Here is a 17,955-nt window from a genome sequence, read left to right as displayed (position 1 = left end):
GATTAATAATATTCGAATTGACTTCATAGAGCTATCTTTTTCTTAAATGTACTGCAGGGGAGTGAGGCAGAATTGATGAGGTTTGCACGCGTAAAGGGCTGCCAACCATAGCGAACAGCTCGCGGATTTGGCACTTTATCGCTGCTGACAATTACGCTTTCACCTTCTATTTCGGCCTTTGCGGCATAATAAACTCCATCATTTCCGGCTACTTCAAAACCTTGAACAGCCCCTCCTTTGGCTTGTAACCCATGCGCATTCTCAAAATAAAGGTAGACAAGATTATCCACAGCGCGAGCCTTTATGCATGTAGGTCCTTCGGAAACAAGGTGATGTTCGTAGACATGATGCAAGGCTTGAAGCGCCAAACGCTCGCCGACAGGCTGTTTGTTTCGGTAATGTACGTCTAAAGAATCACCGAGATCGCTGGTCACTGTGAGCCACGTTTCGGGAAGTTTTGCAGATAACCGCCGTTGAGAATCACGGAACTCGGGCCATGACGGGCGGTTAAGACTTGACAATTGTACGACAAGGAACGGCAGCTTTTGGCGGTGAAAGAAGTGTCTCCAGCTTTTCTCTAAGAGGCGGAATAAGCGTGCATGAAGTTCAATGTTGTGGGCATTAGACTCTCCTTGATACCAAGCCACGCCGCGAATGGCATAATCTTTTAATGGCAACATGGCTGCTTCAAACATATAACACGGCTCATAAGGGTGGCGTTGCAAGGCTGTTTTTGGAGCAAGGGCAATGTTCTGAAGTGCTCGTTGACGTGCCCAGAGCTGCCCAAAGTCGCCATGATACCAGTCATAAAGGATGGAAGGGTACTGCCATTCAAGGGTGTTTCGGTCTATCCATGATTCAGTTGTGGTGCCACCCACGGCATTACAGATGATGCCTACGGGCACTTTGAGACTATCTGCCAATGCTTTTCCAAAATGATATGCCACTGCAGAAAAGTTCTTAACGGTGTTTTCATTGGCCGTTTCCCATATATTTCCTCCCATGAGTGCCAATTTGTTGACGGCATCGAGCGTTGTTTCATCCCATTTCTCGGCATTCGTTGGGAAGCGAGTATACATATTAAAGAGGTGGAGTAGGGGTTGCTTGGCAGCGGTGGCAAGGTCTTCGTGGGCTGAAGTCGACTGACTGACGGGAAATTCCATGTTTGATTGTCCTGAACATAACCACACCTCACCAATATAAATGTGGCGAATCGTGCGTTGTTGGGCTTTTGTTACGATGTGAACCTCATAAGGTCCGCCTGCTCCCATCGCCGGAAAACTTACCTCCCACTGGCCGTTTGTCTTGACTTTTGTAGTTTCTTTTTTACCGAGGAATGTCACCTTAATTTGTTCTCCGGCATTGGCGGTTCCACGAAATACGATGGGTTCGCGTCGCTGCATCACCATTTCATCGGCATAAAGCGATGACATTTTCAGTCCACCATAGTCACCTGTGAGCGCAGAACGAATCGTTTGTGCCATGATTTCAGCACCTTCTGCATTCGGATGAAGTGCATCAGCGAAGAGATTGGGGCGAGAATAGAGGGGCGTATGTAGGTCGATGAGTTCAACATGATTAGCCTTTGCAATGTCGTGGATATGTTTTTGGATTGCTGCATGCCAATCGCGAGTGCCACTTTCAAATCGAGGATGCGTGTGAAAGATAGGCGTCATGAGACAAATCCAAATCTTGGCCTTGGGATTTTCCTTTCGAAAGGCATTAATAAGTAGCTGATAATCGCGGTTGAAATGTTGATTGTAGTTGGGCCAGTTGCGTGGGTCGGTGTCGTTAAGACCTAAGTGGATGACAACCCAATCAGGCTTAAATGCCAGCGCTTCCTTATATTCCGTTTGTTGGATATAAGGCCTGTGTCCTTCGGTTAGCAGCGTTGTACCTGAATGTCCAAAGTTTCTAACGTCATAGTTCATGCCGAGTAAACGTTGCAGTACAGCTGGATAACACGTTTGCTCGCGATTGTTGAGGCCGTAACCAAAGGTGACGCTATTGCCAACGCAAGCCACTTTGATGCGGTTCTTGCCCATGCCCAACACGGCAATGAGTAGTGAACAGCATAATATAAAACTCATTCTGAGGTGTAGTTTCATAGAGCTTTGTTGTTTCCTATTAGATGGTTACTGCCTACAAATATACCACAAATCTGATAGATGTCCAAAAAATAGCGGCGTTTTTCCTGTATCTTATACCCAAAACTCACTTTTTCATGTTGCGATTGAATTGTTAAATGTGTCGCTTGAAATAGGGAAAAGGCCTCCTGTTTCTGGTATAGAAAGTATTTGTTTCATATATAAAACAAACTAAAAAGATTTTATGTATTCTTTGTTTTTGTAAATATTGTTGGTTGGTTTTTAACATCTCAATCCTCCACCAAATAGAAATTAAAAGTTCTTTTTAGTGTATATACGGAGTCTTTTTATGGCTTCGACATCCTCACTTTCATCTCCTTATCATGTAACTCCATTCATAATGCACTCCTTTTTGAGTCAAAACACGTAGTGAAATGACACAAATTACACGATGAAATGCCATACTTTACCGCATAAAATGATGCAAAAGATTTTCTGAAGTATAGACAATCATATTTCTTTCCCAAGCAATCAACAAAATAAAGCACAACAAGTTTATTTGTTTTTTCATCGTAAAAAGGCATACATACGCCTTTGTTCACACGATATTTCACCTGTAAACATCATCTGTTTCCTATCAAAAAAAACAAATAATTATAATGAAACATCGCATAATTGCATGAAAATCAAGCCGTGGTTACAAGCATTTTACGATAAAAAACAAGGCAAACAAGCTCACATTTAGCCATAAAGAAAAAGCCAAATAGCTGAATATCAACTACTTGGCTCTTACAAAAGTGCGCCTGATAGGACTCGAACCTACACGGCATAAACCACTAGATCCTAAGTCTAGCGCGTCTACCAATTTCGCCACAAGCGCTTCGTTGGTGCAAAGATACAATAATATTTTGAGATAACGAAAAAAGGTTGATGATTTTTTTACGCTTTATACGTTGTTCAACTAAATTTATTTCAAAACGCTCTTACAATGTTATCAGCCTGTTTTCGTTATGGATAGAAGATTATAAATGTTTGGTTTCTAACGTTCACGGATAGCAGAAGGTGACTCACCTAACTGTGCCTGTACGTAACGAGTAAAGTGTGCCGGCGATGAGAAGTTAAACTTTTCACTGATTTCTAACACTGATAATCGGCGGTTACGCAAGTGCAAACGTATGTCAATGTTAACGAAATGGTGAATCCAATAGTTAGCAGGATGACCCGTAACTGTACGGCAAACGTCAGACAAGTACTTAGCCGTTACGAAGAGTTTACCGGCATAATACGCTACTTCTCTATGTGACTTATACTCGCCATTCTGTAGTAGTTTGATGAAGTCTCGAATCAAACGAGCCGACCGAAGCGGTACATGTGTGGGACCATATATACGATTTTCGAAGTCGAATACATCTAAAAAGAGCTGCAAACAACTAACAGCTAACGCGTCAAGATAATAGCTATGACCTCTATCTTTGGCTCTTTCAACAATGGCATCTAAGTCTTTTTTGCACTTGATTGCTTCCTCCTTAGTTAGCTTTAAGATTGGATTTTCCATCAATAATAACGTGCTTCTAACGCCAAAATTGACGTCGGGTGCGGCCGAATCCATAAAGGGTGCGTGAATAAAAAGCACCACAACATCGAAGTTTTCGTGTGGGGAAAAGTCCTTTATCAAGTGATGTTGCCGAACAATTAATAAGTTGTTTGCCAATAAATCATAGCGTTCACCATTGTAAACAAAGCTGCAAGAGCCTTGTAAACACAATACATGCGCGATGTAATCTTTGGTTTCTGCAGCCCCCATCTTAGTGAAGTCACTTCCGGTAATGATAGTCTCTCGGTAGTCCATAAAAAGGGAATAAATTAAATTATGAAGCTCTTCATCTTCTAAGCTCCATCACAAAGATAAATATTATAACTCAAAAGCGCTGTCAAGTTTTAAGAAAAGTTTTTATGTTTATAAACATCTCTATCTCAATATCTTACGTGCTTGTTCGATAATTGAATCATATCCCATGAAAATATCAAACTGATTAAGACCTATTTGCACATCAGGTGCGATGCCAAACTCTGTTGTTTGTTTATCCTTATCATAGATAGGGCAAGCTGAAAAGCGTACACTCCAGCCATTGGGGAGTTCACTACTGAAAGGCATTCCAGCCCCTCCACCGGTTCTATCGCCTACAATTGTAACCTTAGGACAGCTTTTCATATACTTAACGAACTCGTTTGCGGCACTATAAACGCCTCGATTTGTGAGCACAACAACAGGTTTTTGCCACCTCAGTCCACGGCTTGGACGCAGCCATTGCGCCTTCATCTCGGAGAAATCATTGTGTCCTCGTCCCGTCTTATGTTGGATATAACCCACGCAAATGTCTTTATTTGTGAAGCGAGCAGCCAGTTCTTCGGCGCTCGAAATCATGCCTCCACCATTATTTCTGATATCAATAATGAGGCCACGTGCCGTGAGAAAATACGACAAAATGTCTGTAAGATTACCACTACCAAAGCCATTTTCAAACGTAGAACAACGTATATAACCTATATTATCATCAAGTAATCTATACTTCATTCCATTCGAAATGCGATAATCTTTGCCTAGATAGGAACTGATTAATGAGTCATTCAAGTTCGCGGGATAATCCTCATGCCACGACCAATTGCGTGCAATGTCGAAGCTGGTGATTAGATTTACATGCCCATCTCGTAGCTCTCCAAGCATATTTCCAAGTACTTCGAAGAGCTGTTCTTCGGTCATTTGTGGATTAATCTGCTTGCTATAACGCTGATAAATAGCATTCCAGTCAAGCCCAAATTGCTTTTCTTTCTCACTAAAAAAGCAGTAATGCTCATCCATAATACGCCATAACGCCTTGAAGTTACCACGTGAATCATTGGTAAACTCCTCATCTTTGACGCATCCCGAAAGCAGAATCACGCTAAGAAACAACAGCAACAGCCTTATATAATGATGCAAATATTTCATCTTCTTACGCGTGTTAACTTAAAGGTTTTTGTCACTCCGAGCAGTAAAGTGTTTGTATAGGCGTGGAATTTCAACTTATTTATGTGTGCTTGCAGATACTCACCTTGATATCCTATACGGAAAACGGCATGGAAAAGTGGGAAGTCTAAGGTCAACATCTGACGCAAAGAAGGAACGTTTCCGATTGTAGTTGGCACAAGATTATGGTCATAATTGTCCTTCGAAAATATCTCATAATAAGACTGACCATAGTTAGGTGAGAACCTCAACCCTATCAAAGGAACTCCCAATTCATAACGTAACCTGAAATCACGATATTCACTTGGTCGGAAAGGATGATGGAAATCATAAGTCAATGCGGCTGTAGGAACAACGTTGATAAATAGTCGTGCCTGTGCAGGATTATTGCTATTGCGCGTATTATAAAGGAATCCGAGGTTGACTTCTGCATTCCCTCCCGCCTCGAAATGTAACTGGTTGCGCGACAAGTTCCATGTTTTGAAGAGATAATGTAACCCAAATTGGAAGTTATAATTGCTTGCAATCTCTCGGCCATTACGTGCTCTATTGTCCACATAAGCAATGTTTCCTTGATGTATTAACTCATGAATCACGCGGCTATTCCTACGTTTTCGCAGTGTATGGCTTATGTAACGAAGGTCTAATCCGACGTATTCTTCGGGGCTAAGATACGTGTCAAGAAGGTTCGTTCTGCCCCATCCTATCATCTTACTATTGGCAATGATGCGCTCATTTTGATTGCTATCATCAGATTGGGCGACAGAGATTAATGGGGAAAACCATAGTAGCATCCCCATTATTATCATATTATTTCGTGTTATTCTCATCGTCATCGGGGAATAAACTCAATTGTCCGTTGATCTCATCTATCACCTGTTGTGAGCCCTTTCCTGCGTCTGGATCAAGATTTTCAGGTTCATCCTCAGTGTCATCTTCTTCGATTTGTTCTTCAGGTTCAGGGAAACGAGTCGGTTCAAGCTCTTCAATCGTCGCAATTTGCCACGTAGATATGCGCTTACCTTTAGCCTTAAAACTCTTCTGTCCGATAAACTTCTCGGCATCAATCTCCTCATCTGGTCGTGCGGCATCATGCCCTCCATAAGTTACTTTGATGCGAGGGAAGGCCTCATCTGTAAGAAGAATAAGCTTACTATTAGGGTTTTCACCTACAAAATTCTGTGGTTTTGAGATGGCATCCATCGTAAACCGCTTCATATAGGGATAGCCTTTGTTGTCTGCATCATAGAGAACGGCGGTCCAAACCTTGTCAGCTTGCCACTTCTCTAACCTCATTATGTTGTCTGGATAATGATTGTTTGCATCGAAATTTGTTATGAAGAAGTCGTTATTATCAAGTATAACCAAGATGCGATCTTCATCAAAGAACTCCCCAAGATAACGTCCGTGCTCTTCATAATTGATGCGTTTCACATCGGGATCAAACCACACTTTCCTACCGCCGAGCGTCGAATGGCCTAAGCTTTTCAGTCCAATGCGATGCACAACTTGCTTGGTTAGGATGACACCTTTAGCCCCACGACTCTTAATATTGACCTTACTGAAGTCGCGTTCCAAGAAGATATTCTGTCGTTTTTTCTTTGGATCAGGTTCTAAAATCACTTTTATCGTCTCGGCTTCTCCATTGGGATTGGCTGTGAAATAAGTCACTTTCGACCCCGGAGTGCCCAAAGTGAGGTCATATTCGCGGTCACGTGTCATACTGGTCACGTTGAATCGCTTCATATAATAATAGCCATCACGACCATCTCTGTATACAACGTTGTAGATAGTACGCTTATCATTCCGCTTAAACACTTGCAACCAAATGATTCCTTTGCCTACAAATATCTTATCGGCAACCTTTATAATCTTATATTTTCCTGTCTTATAGAACAATATAATGTCGTCAATATCAGAACAGTTGCAAACAAATTCGTCCTTCTTTAAGCCCGTTCCGATGAATCCTTCCTGTCGGTTGATGTAGAGTTTTTGGTTAGCTTCTACGACCTTTGCACTGTCAATGGTATCAAAACTGCGTATTTCCGTACGACGAGGATGGTCTTTTCCATACTTGTTTTTAATGAAAGTAAACCAATTAATGGTTACATCCGTCATGTGGTTCAAGTCGTTTTCAATCTCAGCTACTTCTGCTTTGATGCGTGCAATGAGTTCATCTGCCTTATCTTTATTAAACTTTAAGATACGTTGCATCTTGATTTCCATGAGCCGAAGAATATCATCTCGCGTCACCTCTCGAATGAAGTCGGGCTTGAAAGGCGTTAATTTCTGGTCAACAAATGCTATGGCATCGTCCATGTTTGCAGCCTGTTCAAACTTCTTTTCCTTATAGATACGCTGCTCAATAAATATGCGTTCAAGGCTCGCAAAGAACAGTTGTTCCAACAATTCGCCTCTTCTAATCTGCAATTCCTTGCGCAAGAGTCCCATCGTTCGATCGACTCCATGACGCAACACATCACTAACGGTAAGGAAAACAGGCTTATTGTCTTCAATAACACAGCAGTTAGGAGACAGATTTATCTCGCAATCGCTGAAGGCATATAAGGCATCCATGGTCTTATCCGAAGACACTCCAGGAGCTAAATGCACTTGAATCTCAACCTCAGCTGCCGTGTTGTCATCCACCCGTTTGGCTTTAATCTTCCCCTTATCTATAGCCTTTAATATACTATCTATGAGGGTAGTTGTGGTCTTACTAAATGGAATTTCGCGGATAACTAAAGTCTTGTTATCTAACTTTTCTATCTTTGCCCGCACCTTCAACACACCGCCTCGTTGGCCATCATTGTATTTACTTACGTCGATAGCACCACCAGTTGGGAAGTCGGGATAAAGCTGAAAGTCTTCTCCTTTCAAGTATTTAATGGCCGAATCACATATCTCATTGAGATTATGTGGCAAGAGTTTACTGCTCAAGCCGACTGCAATTCCTTCAGCACCTTGGGCAAGAAGTAACGGAAACTTCACCGGAAGAGTGATTGGTTCCTTGTTTCTTCCGTCATAACTCAACTGCCAATCGGTGGTCTTTGGATTGAAAACCACGTCTAAAGCAAACTTAGAGAGGCGCGCTTCTATGTATCGTGGCGCTGCAGCTCGGTCGCCGGTGAGTATATTTCCCCAGTTACCCTGGCAGTCAACAAGCAGGTCTTTCTGCCCCATCTGAACCAAAGCATCACCTATAGAGGCATCACCATGGGGATGAAACTGCATGGTATGGCCCACAATATTAGCCACTTTGTTATATCTTCCATCGTCCATGCGCTTCATTGAGTGTAGAATTCGGCGCTGAACTGGCTTTAAACCATCTTCAATATGAGGCACAGCACGCTCTAATATCACATAGCTTGCATAGTCAAGAAACCAATTCTTGTACATTCCGCTAAGGTGATGCACGGCAGAAGCATCGAATCTGTCTGCCGGTTTATAGTCAGAGTGCGTGTCGGCCGCCTGATTTTCTTCCTCGTTTATAGCCTCGTTATCTTTTATTTCGTCGTCCATGAATTGATTGTTTAATGCTTGGTATTTATTACAATAGCTACAAAGGTAAGGAAAAATATTGAAATACGCAAATAAAAACCTTTCACGATGTCAGAAAGTTTGACGCTTGGCTGCTTGCAATAAAAAGCAACCTGCGCCTTAAAATGAATTTATATGCGGCAATAAAAGACGCTTTTACCTTGTTAATGCATAGCGGAAGCGTATAAAAACCATGCTTTTCTAACTTATGTTTTGTTGTTGATTTGGGGATGATTCAAGAGAAAAAACTTTTGTTTTTGAAACTAATATCGACAAGAAACAGCACACATTATTGTTTTATTTTTGTAAAATTAAGCTCTAATTTTTAACACTTTAAGAAACTTTCAAATAGAGATAAACGCGCAAATCGAAACGTCCGATTTCAGTAAAAAAGTGAGTTTAAAGAACAAAGACATAGATTTAAGTGCATAAAAAGAATGGTTTGGCGTTGCAATCTGCCCCACTTCACAGCATGATTGAAGCCGATTTACAACGAAGAATGAGTTAAATTACATTGCAATTAGCCTCAAAGGCATTGAAAAACCAATAAAAGCACGAGATTATCAGCCACAAATATGGAGGTCTTTTCATTCAAAAATCATAACCATCTGATTTTCATTATCTTGCAAAACGCTTAAAAACAGCTGCTATTTTAAGCCACCAAGCCTTTTGTTTTGAATAGCTTCAGGAAATCACTTCACTTGTAAATATTACTGATAAACATTAACATTTTATTCAACCCCATTATAAAAACATCGCAAGTAATCTTTTTCCAACTAAAAAAGAGATAAGAATGAGACAAAAACTTGCTTTGTTTGAAAAAATCAACTACATTTGCAGAACGAATAAAAAATTAGGAGTTATGAAAAAACATGTACTGATATTGCTCACAATTGTGGGCATTATATATGCTTGTATGGCTTTTTTCAACGATGATAATGCCCATCTTCATTAGACGGAACAGCCTGGGCAAGCCCTCAAAAGAGTGATGGCGTGAAGATATTAACGTTTAGAGAGAAAGACTTTTCATGCACAATGTTCAACAACAACAAGTCGGGAGTCGAGCATGGTGCCTATAAATATAATGCACCCAAAGTGACCTTGACGTATAAAGTGCGGGGAACGGACAAACAAAAGGTTGTGGAAGGCTATATCAAGGACAACAAACTGACGTTTGACAACTTTGTTTATACACGCCAGTAGCTATGAAACTGTGCCATGAAATGATGGTAAAAAGAAGTTCTGCAGATAGCCTGCGCAAACCAAAAGAGGGCAGAAAATAATACGCTATAAGGATATCGACAACGGGAAATAACAAGAACGGCAGTCATTTAAGGGCTGCCTTTTTTCATGATTCAAAGAAGTTGTACACCCGTTTTGTTTGTGATTATAAAAATGTTCCAGCAGAAAAGCGATTCAGTTTAGCATGAAAAGCATTACCCTTCGACGAATATAAAAAAATAATAAAAGCCGAGCCGTTTCACGATATTTATTGTATCTTTGCAGAAAAGAAATTGAACAAAAGATTATTATGGCACAAGAAGATGTTTTCAAGAAGATAGTAAGCCATTGTAAAGAGTATGGTTTTGTCTTCCCAAGCAGTGAGATTTATGACGGACTTGCAGCCGTTTATGACTATGGTCAGAATGGTGTTGAGCTGAAAAACAATATTAAAGAGTACTGGTGGAAAAGCATGGTACTGCTTCATAACAATATCGTTGGTATCGATGCAAGCATCTTTATGCACCCCACGGTATGGAAAGCGAGTGGCCATGTGGATGCTTTCAATGACCCATTGATTGATAACCGCGACTCAAAGAAACGCTATCGTGCAGATGTTCTCATTGAAGATCAGATAGCAAAGTACGATGAAAAGATTGAAAAAGAAGTTGCTAAAGCTGCTAAGAAGTTTGGTGATAGCTTTGAAGAAGGCAAGTTCCGCGAGACCAACATACGTGTTTTGGAGAACCAAAAGAAGCGCGATGCATTGCATGAACGCTATACTCAGGCCATGCAAGGCCCCGATTTGGAAGCTCTAAAACAAATCATTATTGACGAAGGTATTGTAGATCCCATCAGTGGTACAAAGAATTGGACGGACGTTCGCCAATTTAACTTGATGTTTTCTACCGAAGTTGGTTCTCTAAGTGACCAGACAAACAAAATCTATTTGCGTCCAGAGACAGCGCAAGGCATCTTTGTTAATTATCTAAACGTACAGAAAACAGGTCGCATGAAGCTTCCTTTTGGCATCTGTCAAATCGGCAAAGCATTCCGTAACGAGATAGTAGCGAGACAGTTTGTATTCCGTATGCGTGAGTTCGAACAAATGGAAATGCAGTTCTTTTGTCAGCCTGGTACTGAGATGAAATGGTTCGAATATTGGAAGAAACACCGTTTAGCTTGGCACGAAGCTCTTGGTATGGGCGATGAGAACTACCGCTTTCATGACCATGAAAAGCTGGCACATTACGCCAACGCGGCTACTGATATAGAGTTCCATATGCCGTTTGGTTTCAAGGAGGTTGAAGGCATTCATTCGCGTACTGACTTTGATCTTAGTCAGCATGAGAAGTTTAGTGGTCGTTCAATTAAATACTTTGATCCCGATAAGAACGAGAATTATACTCCGTATGATGTAGAGACTTCTATCGGTGTTGACCGCATGTTCCTTTCTGTTCTCTGTCATAGTTACACGGAAGAGCAGCTTGAAAATGGTGAGACTCGTGTGGTATTGAAGCTTCCAGAGGCTTTAGCACCAGTGAAATGTGCCGTATTCCCACTCGACAAGAAAGACGGACTGCCAGAACTTGCTCAACAGATTGTTGACGACTTGAAGTTCCATTTCAACACACACTATGGCGATCCAAAGGATTCTATCGGTAAACGTTATCGCCGACAAGATGCAGTTGGTACACCATTCTGTGTCACTGTTGACCACGATACACCAAAAGATCACAAGGTAACACTGCGTTATCGTGACACAATGAAGCAGGAACGAGTAGACATCGACGCCCTACGTGGCATCATGGAAGAGCGTGTTAGCATCTCAAGTCTACTGAAAAAACTTAATGTAAAAGAATGAAACGTAACCTATTATATATCCTGTTGCTCATGATTACCACCTGCGTGGTAACGTCATGTAAGGAAGAAGGCGACTCAAACAACGAGTTTTCTAATTGGCAATCTCGTAATAACGAGTACTTCAATAAAGTCTATAAGGAAGCTCAAACGGCTTCATCGACAAACTCAAATATCAAGATATTACGTAGTTGGTCCTTAGGAAATGAGCTTCAAAAGCCTGAAGATCACATCGTGGTTAAGGTGTTAGAGAATGGTACAGGGACAAAAACACCAGTCTACAATGATAGTGTTTATGTGCATGTTCAAAAGCGATTGATTCCTTCTGCGACTTATCCTGACGGCAAAATCTTTAGCCAGAGCTGGACAACAGAAGTCTTTAATCCCAGTGTTAGCGCTCCTATTGAGATTGCAGTAAATGCACAATGCGATGGTTTTGCAACCGCTTTGCAACACATGCACGTAGGAGACAGATGGCGAGTATATGTACCTTATGCCCTGAGTGAAAGCAATTCAGAAGGTCAATACAACCTCCCCAGCCATTCAATGCGCATCTATGATGTCACACTTGCAGGCATAAAGGCAGAGAAATAGACGATAAAACACCGCTATAAAGATAGGATATATAATATAAGGTGTAATCAACATGCACATAAGTCAACTTGACTTATGTGCATGTTTGTATTAAAACGAATCATGTGTGCACGTACACAACTGCTTGATTTAAGTCAAAAAACGACATTATTTCCATAATTTCGCGTTCAAAAATATGGCAGAAAGAGAAATCGTTCCTACCTTTGCATCGTCTAAAAGAGGTAAAAGATTGAGATAACGACAAAGGTTTTAGGTTAGACAGACAAAGAGATTAGGTTTAAAATAGGTATTTGGTTTTAGGTAAAATAAAAGATCTTCAAAGGTATTATAAGGTAAAAGATTCAGGGAAACAGGATTTAGAGAGTCACTATAAAAAGAACATAGGTTAGTCTTGAAAGGTAAATGAAAAGATTGTTTCAGAATAGATAACACATAAAGAGAAAGTAAAAGAAAACTTGATAGATTTGAGAGACAGACGGTTTCATAGGAATATGGAATCGTTTTTTTTGTGATTTACCCGAAAATCTATTAATTTTGCATCATTAAAATAAGGTATGTTAGGAAACAAAAAGAGTGAAGCGCTATTAGCAAACATCCGTAATGGCCAGCCCATGTCACAGAATGAGAAACTCAAACTGATTGTAAGTTTGAGTATTCCCTCTATATTAGCCCAGATCACTACAGTCATGATGTTCTTCATTGACGCCTCCATGGTGGGACATCTTGGGGCAGAAGCCTCAGCAAGTATAGGCTTAGTAGAGTCTACAACATGGCTAATGGGTAGTGTAATGAGTGCTGCTTCGATGGGCTTTTCGGTACAAGTTTCCCACTTCATTGGTGCGAATGACTTCTTCAAAGCACGTCAAGTCTTTCGGCATGGACTGCTTTGTGGTCTCGCCTTTAGCCTCATTATAGCCGCTATAGGCACGTCAATTCACTCCGTACTTCCATTGTGGTTAGGGGGAGGAAATGACATTAATCACGACGCCTCTCAATACTATTTGGTGTTCTCATTAACCATGCCTTTCATCCTACTTTTCCATCTTTCGGCGTCCATGATCAAGTGTTCTGGCAACATGCAATTACCGAGTTTTATGAGCGTTTTGTTGTGTGTTCTTGACGTGATTTTCAACTACTTGTTCATCTATATGTTGCATTTGGGCGTGGTAGGTGCGGCAATCGGCACCTCAATGGCATATATTTCGACTTCACTTCCGATAGCTTGGATGGCCACAAGACGTAACAAAATATTAGCACTTCAGCTTGACAACGTGCCATTTAAATGGGTTTGGGACTATGTAACTAAAGCTATTCGAATCAGTCTTCCCATGGCAATTCAGTCGGTGTTAATGAGCGGAGCACAGATTGTTAGCACGCTAATCGTGGCGCCATTAGGTAACATTGCCATCGCTTCTAACTCCTTTGCTATCACTGCAGAAAGCCTTTGTTACATGCCAGGTTATGGCATAGGCGACGCTGCAACGACTTTAGTGGGCCAGACTTATGGTGCTGGACGCAAGGACCTTTGTAAGAGTTTTGCTCACATGACCGTAGGCTTAGGGATGCTTGTCATGGCTTTTATGGGACTGATTATGTATATTTTTGCTCCCGAAATGATTGGACTTCTAAGCCCTGTTGAATCTATCCGCACGCTCGGTACAACGATTTTACGCATCGAAGCCTTTGCCGAACCCTTCTTTGCAGCGTCAATTGTGGCATATAGTATATGTGTAGGCGCCGGTGATACCCTACGTCCTGCCATCATGAATCTTGTTTCAATGTGGTGTGTTCGACTAACGCTTGCGGCATGGCTTGCCCGAGATTATGGGCTGAAAGGTGTCTGGACAGCGATGGCAATCGAACTAACCTTCCGCGGATCAATCTTCCTTTATCGCCTATTCCGAGGCAACTGGTTGAAAGGAATAAAGGAAAAGCCGACAATACAAACCGCATAATACATCCTAAAATACATATTATTATGAAAAGAATCTTTTTGTTTTTCACGGTAATGTTGCTTTCGTCACTCTCTTTTGCAACCTCCGTTGACAGCACAAATGCCGTGACTATGCTCGACTATGAACAGGCGTTGAACGACGACGATGCCCGAATCTCACTGAAAAATAATACTAAGGAGTTAATAAAAGATATTTGTTTCAACCTTACTTACATTGATATGATGGGGCAAACCATCGACAATGATAACTATTATAAAGAGGTAAATCTCTCACCAGGAGAAACAAAAACGATTACGCTTCCAGCCTTTAAAGCTGATGAATCCTATGCCTATTATAGGTCAGTGGCAAAGAATGACCAAGCAAAGACCTTCATTGTCAAATTTGAACTAAAAGACTACAATACGCCATACAAGTTGACTGAAAACGAAGACAGCGTTGAAGCAAGTTCAAAAACAACTGCACCCTATCACTCAAACAGCGGATTTTTTGAACGCTGGGGACCCATTGCAGCCTTAGGTACGGCTGTACTCGTCGCAGCGCTCTTTTTGGGTTGTTACGTTCTTGTGGGCTTTTTGGCAACGAGAAAGAAACGAAGTGCAGTCCTTTGGATCTTAATTTCCTTTGTCACCACACCATTTTTTGCGCTATTATTGCTGCTGGCCTTAGGGACAGACACCTCAAAAGAAGAGTAGATTGCAATGAAATTATTGAGTAAAATGACGCAGATTGTGGTACGAAATGACGCAGATGACACGATGAAATGACGCAAACAACAGCACCATTTGATGCAGATTACATAATGAATGTGTGAGAAACAGATGCGGCAGACGAAGTAAACGCAAACTTATTGCATACAGATGTGCTCATGATTAACTTTTTCAACCCAAATATAATTCATAAAAAGAATGATGAAAAACTTTGATTTCAAACGCTATTTAATTGCATTAAACGACTGCAACAAACTTAAATTAAAAAGTTTGGCCATAGTAGTCACCAAGCTTTCACTTTTCATTCTCGGCATTTCGACCTTGCTTTCAGAGCCTGTTATCGTGCTTCTCTTGACCCTATCCATCTATTTTTTAACCATAGATAATTCGAGATTTACCGAAAAATCAAAGCTAAGCAGAGAAGTTTCTCAGCCACCTTTCACGGCAAAGGAAAGATTGTTGGCTCAGGCTACACATCTTTTTATAAGAAACCTACTCGTATTTTTCAGTCTCACGGCATTAACCTCGCTCTGGCTTTTGCTTTTTCATGCCCTTCAACTGAACCTCAATTGGGACGTCATCATTGGTCCAAAGATTGGCATGAAGTTGTGGATGGGACTTTGGTTTATCATTTTTCTTACCACCAAACAAGTCATTGCACGCAGTAGTTTCACGGCAGCTTGGGTGTGGGGTGTTATCGAATTTGCAATTATAACAGCCCTTTTCACATGGTTAGTAATGATGTTTGAGCTTTCAATCCTATGGATATTGCTTCCTGTTGTGACATTAGTTTGTGTCATTTTTGACATGTGTTTGAGTTATAAGAAAATACAGAATACACAACAAAAAGACAAGATAAGCATCGAAATGCATTAGGCTTTTGGTGATAAAATGTGACATATTGTCACCCGATTTTGTCATAATCAAACCACGTGTCGACCTTGGCACGTGGTTTGTTAGTTATGGATTGTCTTTGGAAAAGTTCCGAAGAGTCAATTAAACGGATAAAAAATAATAATATATATACAATTATGGGAAAGATTATTGGAATCGACTTAGGTACTACTAACAGCTGTGTTGCTGTATTTGAAGGTAACGAACCTGTTGTAATTGCTAACAGCGAAGGTAAGAGAACAACTCCTTCTGTTGTTGGTTTCTTAAAGGATGGTGAGCGTAAAGTGGGTGATCCTGCAAAACGACAGGCTATTACTAACCCGAAGAACACCGTCTATTCAATCAAACGTTTCATGGGAGAGACCTATGAACAAAGCCGTAAAGAGGCAGAAGCAATGCCTTATACAGTGGTTAACGACAATGGATATCCACGCGTAGAAATAGAAGGTCGCAAATATACTCCACAGGAAATATCTGCTATGATACTTCAAAAGATGAAGAAAACTGCAGAAGATTACCTTGGACAAGAGGTTTCAGAAGCAGTCATAACTGTACCTGCTTACTTCTCAGATTCACAGCGTCAAGCAACTAAAGAGGCTGGAGAGATTGCAGGCTTAAAGGTTCAACGCATCGTAAATGAGCCTACTGCAGCAGCGTTAGCTTATGGAGTTGACAAGGCAAACAAAGACATGAAGATTGCCGTTTTCGACCTTGGTGGTGGTACATTTGATATCTCTATCCTTGAGTTTGGTGGCGGAGTGTTTGAAGTTTTGTCTACAAATGGTGACACACACCTTGGTGGTGACGACTTCGACCAAGTTATTATCAAGTGGCTTGCCGACGGTTTCAAGGCCGACGAAGGTATCGATTTGACCAAGGATCCAATGGCAATGCAGCGCTTGAAAGAGGCAGCTGAGAAAGCAAAGATTGAGCTTTCAAGTTCTACTTCAACAGAAATCAACTTGCCATATATCTCAGCTGAGGGTGGTGTTCCAAAGCATTTGGTAAAGACTTTGACTCGTGCTCAGTTTGAAAAATTAGCTCATGACCTCATCCAAGCATGTTTAGTTCCATGCCAGAATGCCGTTCGTGACGCTAACTTACAAACCTCAGATATCGACGAAGTGATTCTCGTTGGTGGTTCAAGCCGTATTCCTGCAGTGCAGACTTTGGTTAAAAACTACTTTGGAAAAGAGCCTTCTAAGGGTGTAAATCCTGATGAAGTAGTAGCTGTTGGCGCTGCAATCCAGGGTGCAATCCTTAATAAGGAGAGCGGTGTTGGAAACATTGTATTGCTCGATGTAACTCCATTGACCTTGGGTATTGAGACAATGGGTGGCGTAATGACCAAGTTGATTGAGGCAAATACAACTATCCCTTGCAAGAAGAGTGAAACATTCTCTACTGCAGCAGATAACCAAACAGCCGTTACAATCCATGTATTGCAAGGCGAACGCCCTATGGCTTCACAGAACAAGAGCATCGGCCAGTTCAACCTTGAGGGTATAGCACCAGCACGTCGTGGCGTTCCTCAGATTGAAGTTACCTTTGATATCGACGCTAACGGTATTCTAAACGTAAGCGCAAAGGATAAGGCTACCGGTAAGGAGCAGAAGATTAGAATCGAAGCTTCAAGTGGTCTTAGCCAAGAGGAAATCGACAAAATGAAGGCTGAAGCAGAACAGAATGCAGCAGCAGACAAGGCAGAACGTGAGAAGATTGACAAGCTGAATCAAGCTGACTCAATGATTTTCACCACCGAAAACTTCTTGAAAGACAATGCCGACAAGGTGCCTGCTGACAAGAAAGCACCTATCGACACTGCACTCCAGCAGCTTAAGGATGCACACAAGGCAGGCGATGTTGCAGCCATCGACAATGCAACCAATGCACTAAACACCGCAGTTCAGGCTGCAAGTGCACAGATGTATCAAGGTGGAGCACAACCCGGCGCTGATGCACAAGGTGCACAAGGTGGCCAACAGGCACAGGACAACAGCAGCAATCCAGCTGATGATATCCAAGATGCAGACTTCGAGGAAGTGAAGTAAAAGTGCTAACAAACACTAATTAAAAATAAGTAAATCCCA

At 41.4% G+C, this 17,955-nt stretch carries 12 protein-coding genes and 1 tRNA gene; 7 read left to right on the top strand and 6 right to left on the bottom strand.

Going from position 1 to position 17,955, the window contains the following annotated elements; translation table 11 throughout:
• Positions 1 to 23: 23 nt before the first annotated feature.
• The 6 genes from HMPREF9145_RS03190 to HMPREF9145_RS03165 all read right to left on the bottom strand — a co-directional run bounded on the left by HMPREF9145_RS03190 (position 24) and on the right by HMPREF9145_RS03165 (position 8,616).
• A complete protein-coding gene (locus tag HMPREF9145_RS03190; protein ID WP_231369744.1) occupies positions 24 to 2,090 on the bottom strand; it encodes a GDSL-type esterase/lipase family protein in 2,067 nt (688 codons plus the stop codon).
• 795 nt (positions 2,091 to 2,885) lie between these two features.
• Positions 2,886 to 2,967 (bottom strand) — tRNA-Leu (locus HMPREF9145_RS03185).
• 159 nt (positions 2,968 to 3,126) lie between these two features.
• Positions 3,127 to 3,936, bottom strand: a complete 810-nt coding sequence (locus HMPREF9145_RS03180; protein WP_021825073.1) for a helix-turn-helix domain-containing protein — start codon at positions 3,934 to 3,936, stop codon at positions 3,127 to 3,129.
• 120 nt (positions 3,937 to 4,056) lie between these two features.
• Positions 4,057 to 5,076: a S41 family peptidase gene (locus tag HMPREF9145_RS03175; protein WP_021825077.1), complete on the bottom strand. Its 1,020-nt coding sequence runs from the start codon at positions 5,074 to 5,076 to the stop codon at positions 4,057 to 4,059.
• Positions 5,073 to 5,924 carry a DUF3316 domain-containing protein gene (locus HMPREF9145_RS03170; protein WP_036906359.1) on the bottom strand — a complete coding sequence of 284 codons (852 nt, stop codon included), beginning with the start codon at positions 5,922 to 5,924 and terminating at the stop codon, positions 5,073 to 5,075. Before HMPREF9145_RS03170 ends, HMPREF9145_RS03175 begins: the two co-directional genes overlap by 4 nt.
• Entirely contained in the window at positions 5,905 to 8,616 is a 2,712-nt protein-coding gene (locus HMPREF9145_RS03165; RefSeq protein WP_021825014.1) for a DNA gyrase/topoisomerase IV subunit A, read from the bottom strand. The genes HMPREF9145_RS03170 and HMPREF9145_RS03165 overlap by 20 nt, the downstream gene beginning before the upstream one ends.
• Before the next feature lie 1,011 nt (positions 8,617 to 9,627).
• On the opposite strand from HMPREF9145_RS03165, the gene HMPREF9145_RS13375 reads away from it, so the two are divergent.
• The 7 genes from HMPREF9145_RS13375 (at position 9,628) to dnaK (ending at position 17,916) form a co-directional block, all read left to right on the top strand.
• Positions 9,628 to 9,837: a hypothetical protein gene (locus tag HMPREF9145_RS13375; protein WP_155945260.1), complete on the top strand. Its 210-nt coding sequence runs from the start codon at positions 9,628 to 9,630 to the stop codon at positions 9,835 to 9,837.
• Between the two features lie 328 nt (positions 9,838 to 10,165).
• Positions 10,166 to 11,719, top strand: a complete 1,554-nt coding sequence (locus HMPREF9145_RS03160; RefSeq protein ID WP_036906356.1) for a glycine--tRNA ligase — start codon at positions 10,166 to 10,168, stop codon at positions 11,717 to 11,719.
• Positions 11,716 to 12,309 carry an FKBP-type peptidyl-prolyl cis-trans isomerase gene (locus tag HMPREF9145_RS03155; RefSeq protein WP_021825113.1) on the top strand — a complete coding sequence of 198 codons (594 nt, stop codon included), beginning with the start codon at positions 11,716 to 11,718 and terminating at the stop codon, positions 12,307 to 12,309. The genes HMPREF9145_RS03160 and HMPREF9145_RS03155 overlap by 4 nt, the downstream gene beginning before the upstream one ends.
• A gap of 554 nt (positions 12,310 to 12,863) precedes the next feature.
• On the top strand, positions 12,864 to 14,264 hold the full coding sequence (locus HMPREF9145_RS03150; protein ID WP_021824831.1) for an MATE family efflux transporter: 1,401 nt from the start codon (positions 12,864 to 12,866) through the stop codon (positions 14,262 to 14,264).
• Positions 14,265 to 14,287: 23 nt separating this feature from the next.
• Positions 14,288 to 14,956 carry a hypothetical protein gene (locus HMPREF9145_RS03145; protein ID WP_021824884.1) on the top strand — a complete coding sequence of 223 codons (669 nt, stop codon included), beginning with the start codon at positions 14,288 to 14,290 and terminating at the stop codon, positions 14,954 to 14,956.
• Positions 14,957 to 15,169: 213 nt separating this feature from the next.
• On the top strand, positions 15,170 to 15,847 hold the full coding sequence (locus tag HMPREF9145_RS03140; protein ID WP_021824992.1) for a hypothetical protein: 678 nt from the start codon (positions 15,170 to 15,172) through the stop codon (positions 15,845 to 15,847).
• A gap of 155 nt (positions 15,848 to 16,002) precedes the next feature.
• Positions 16,003 to 17,916 (top strand): molecular chaperone DnaK, encoded by a 1,914-nt coding sequence (gene dnaK, locus HMPREF9145_RS03135; protein WP_021824940.1) that lies wholly within the window; start codon positions 16,003 to 16,005, stop codon positions 17,914 to 17,916.
• The last annotated feature ends 39 nt before the right edge of the window (positions 17,917 to 17,955 follow it).

It is taken from the genome of Segatella salivae F0493 (assembly GCF_000477535.1).
Lineage (GTDB): Bacteria > Bacteroidota > Bacteroidia > Bacteroidales > Bacteroidaceae > Prevotella > Prevotella salivae.
This window is presented reverse-complemented; position numbering and strand designations above follow the sequence as displayed.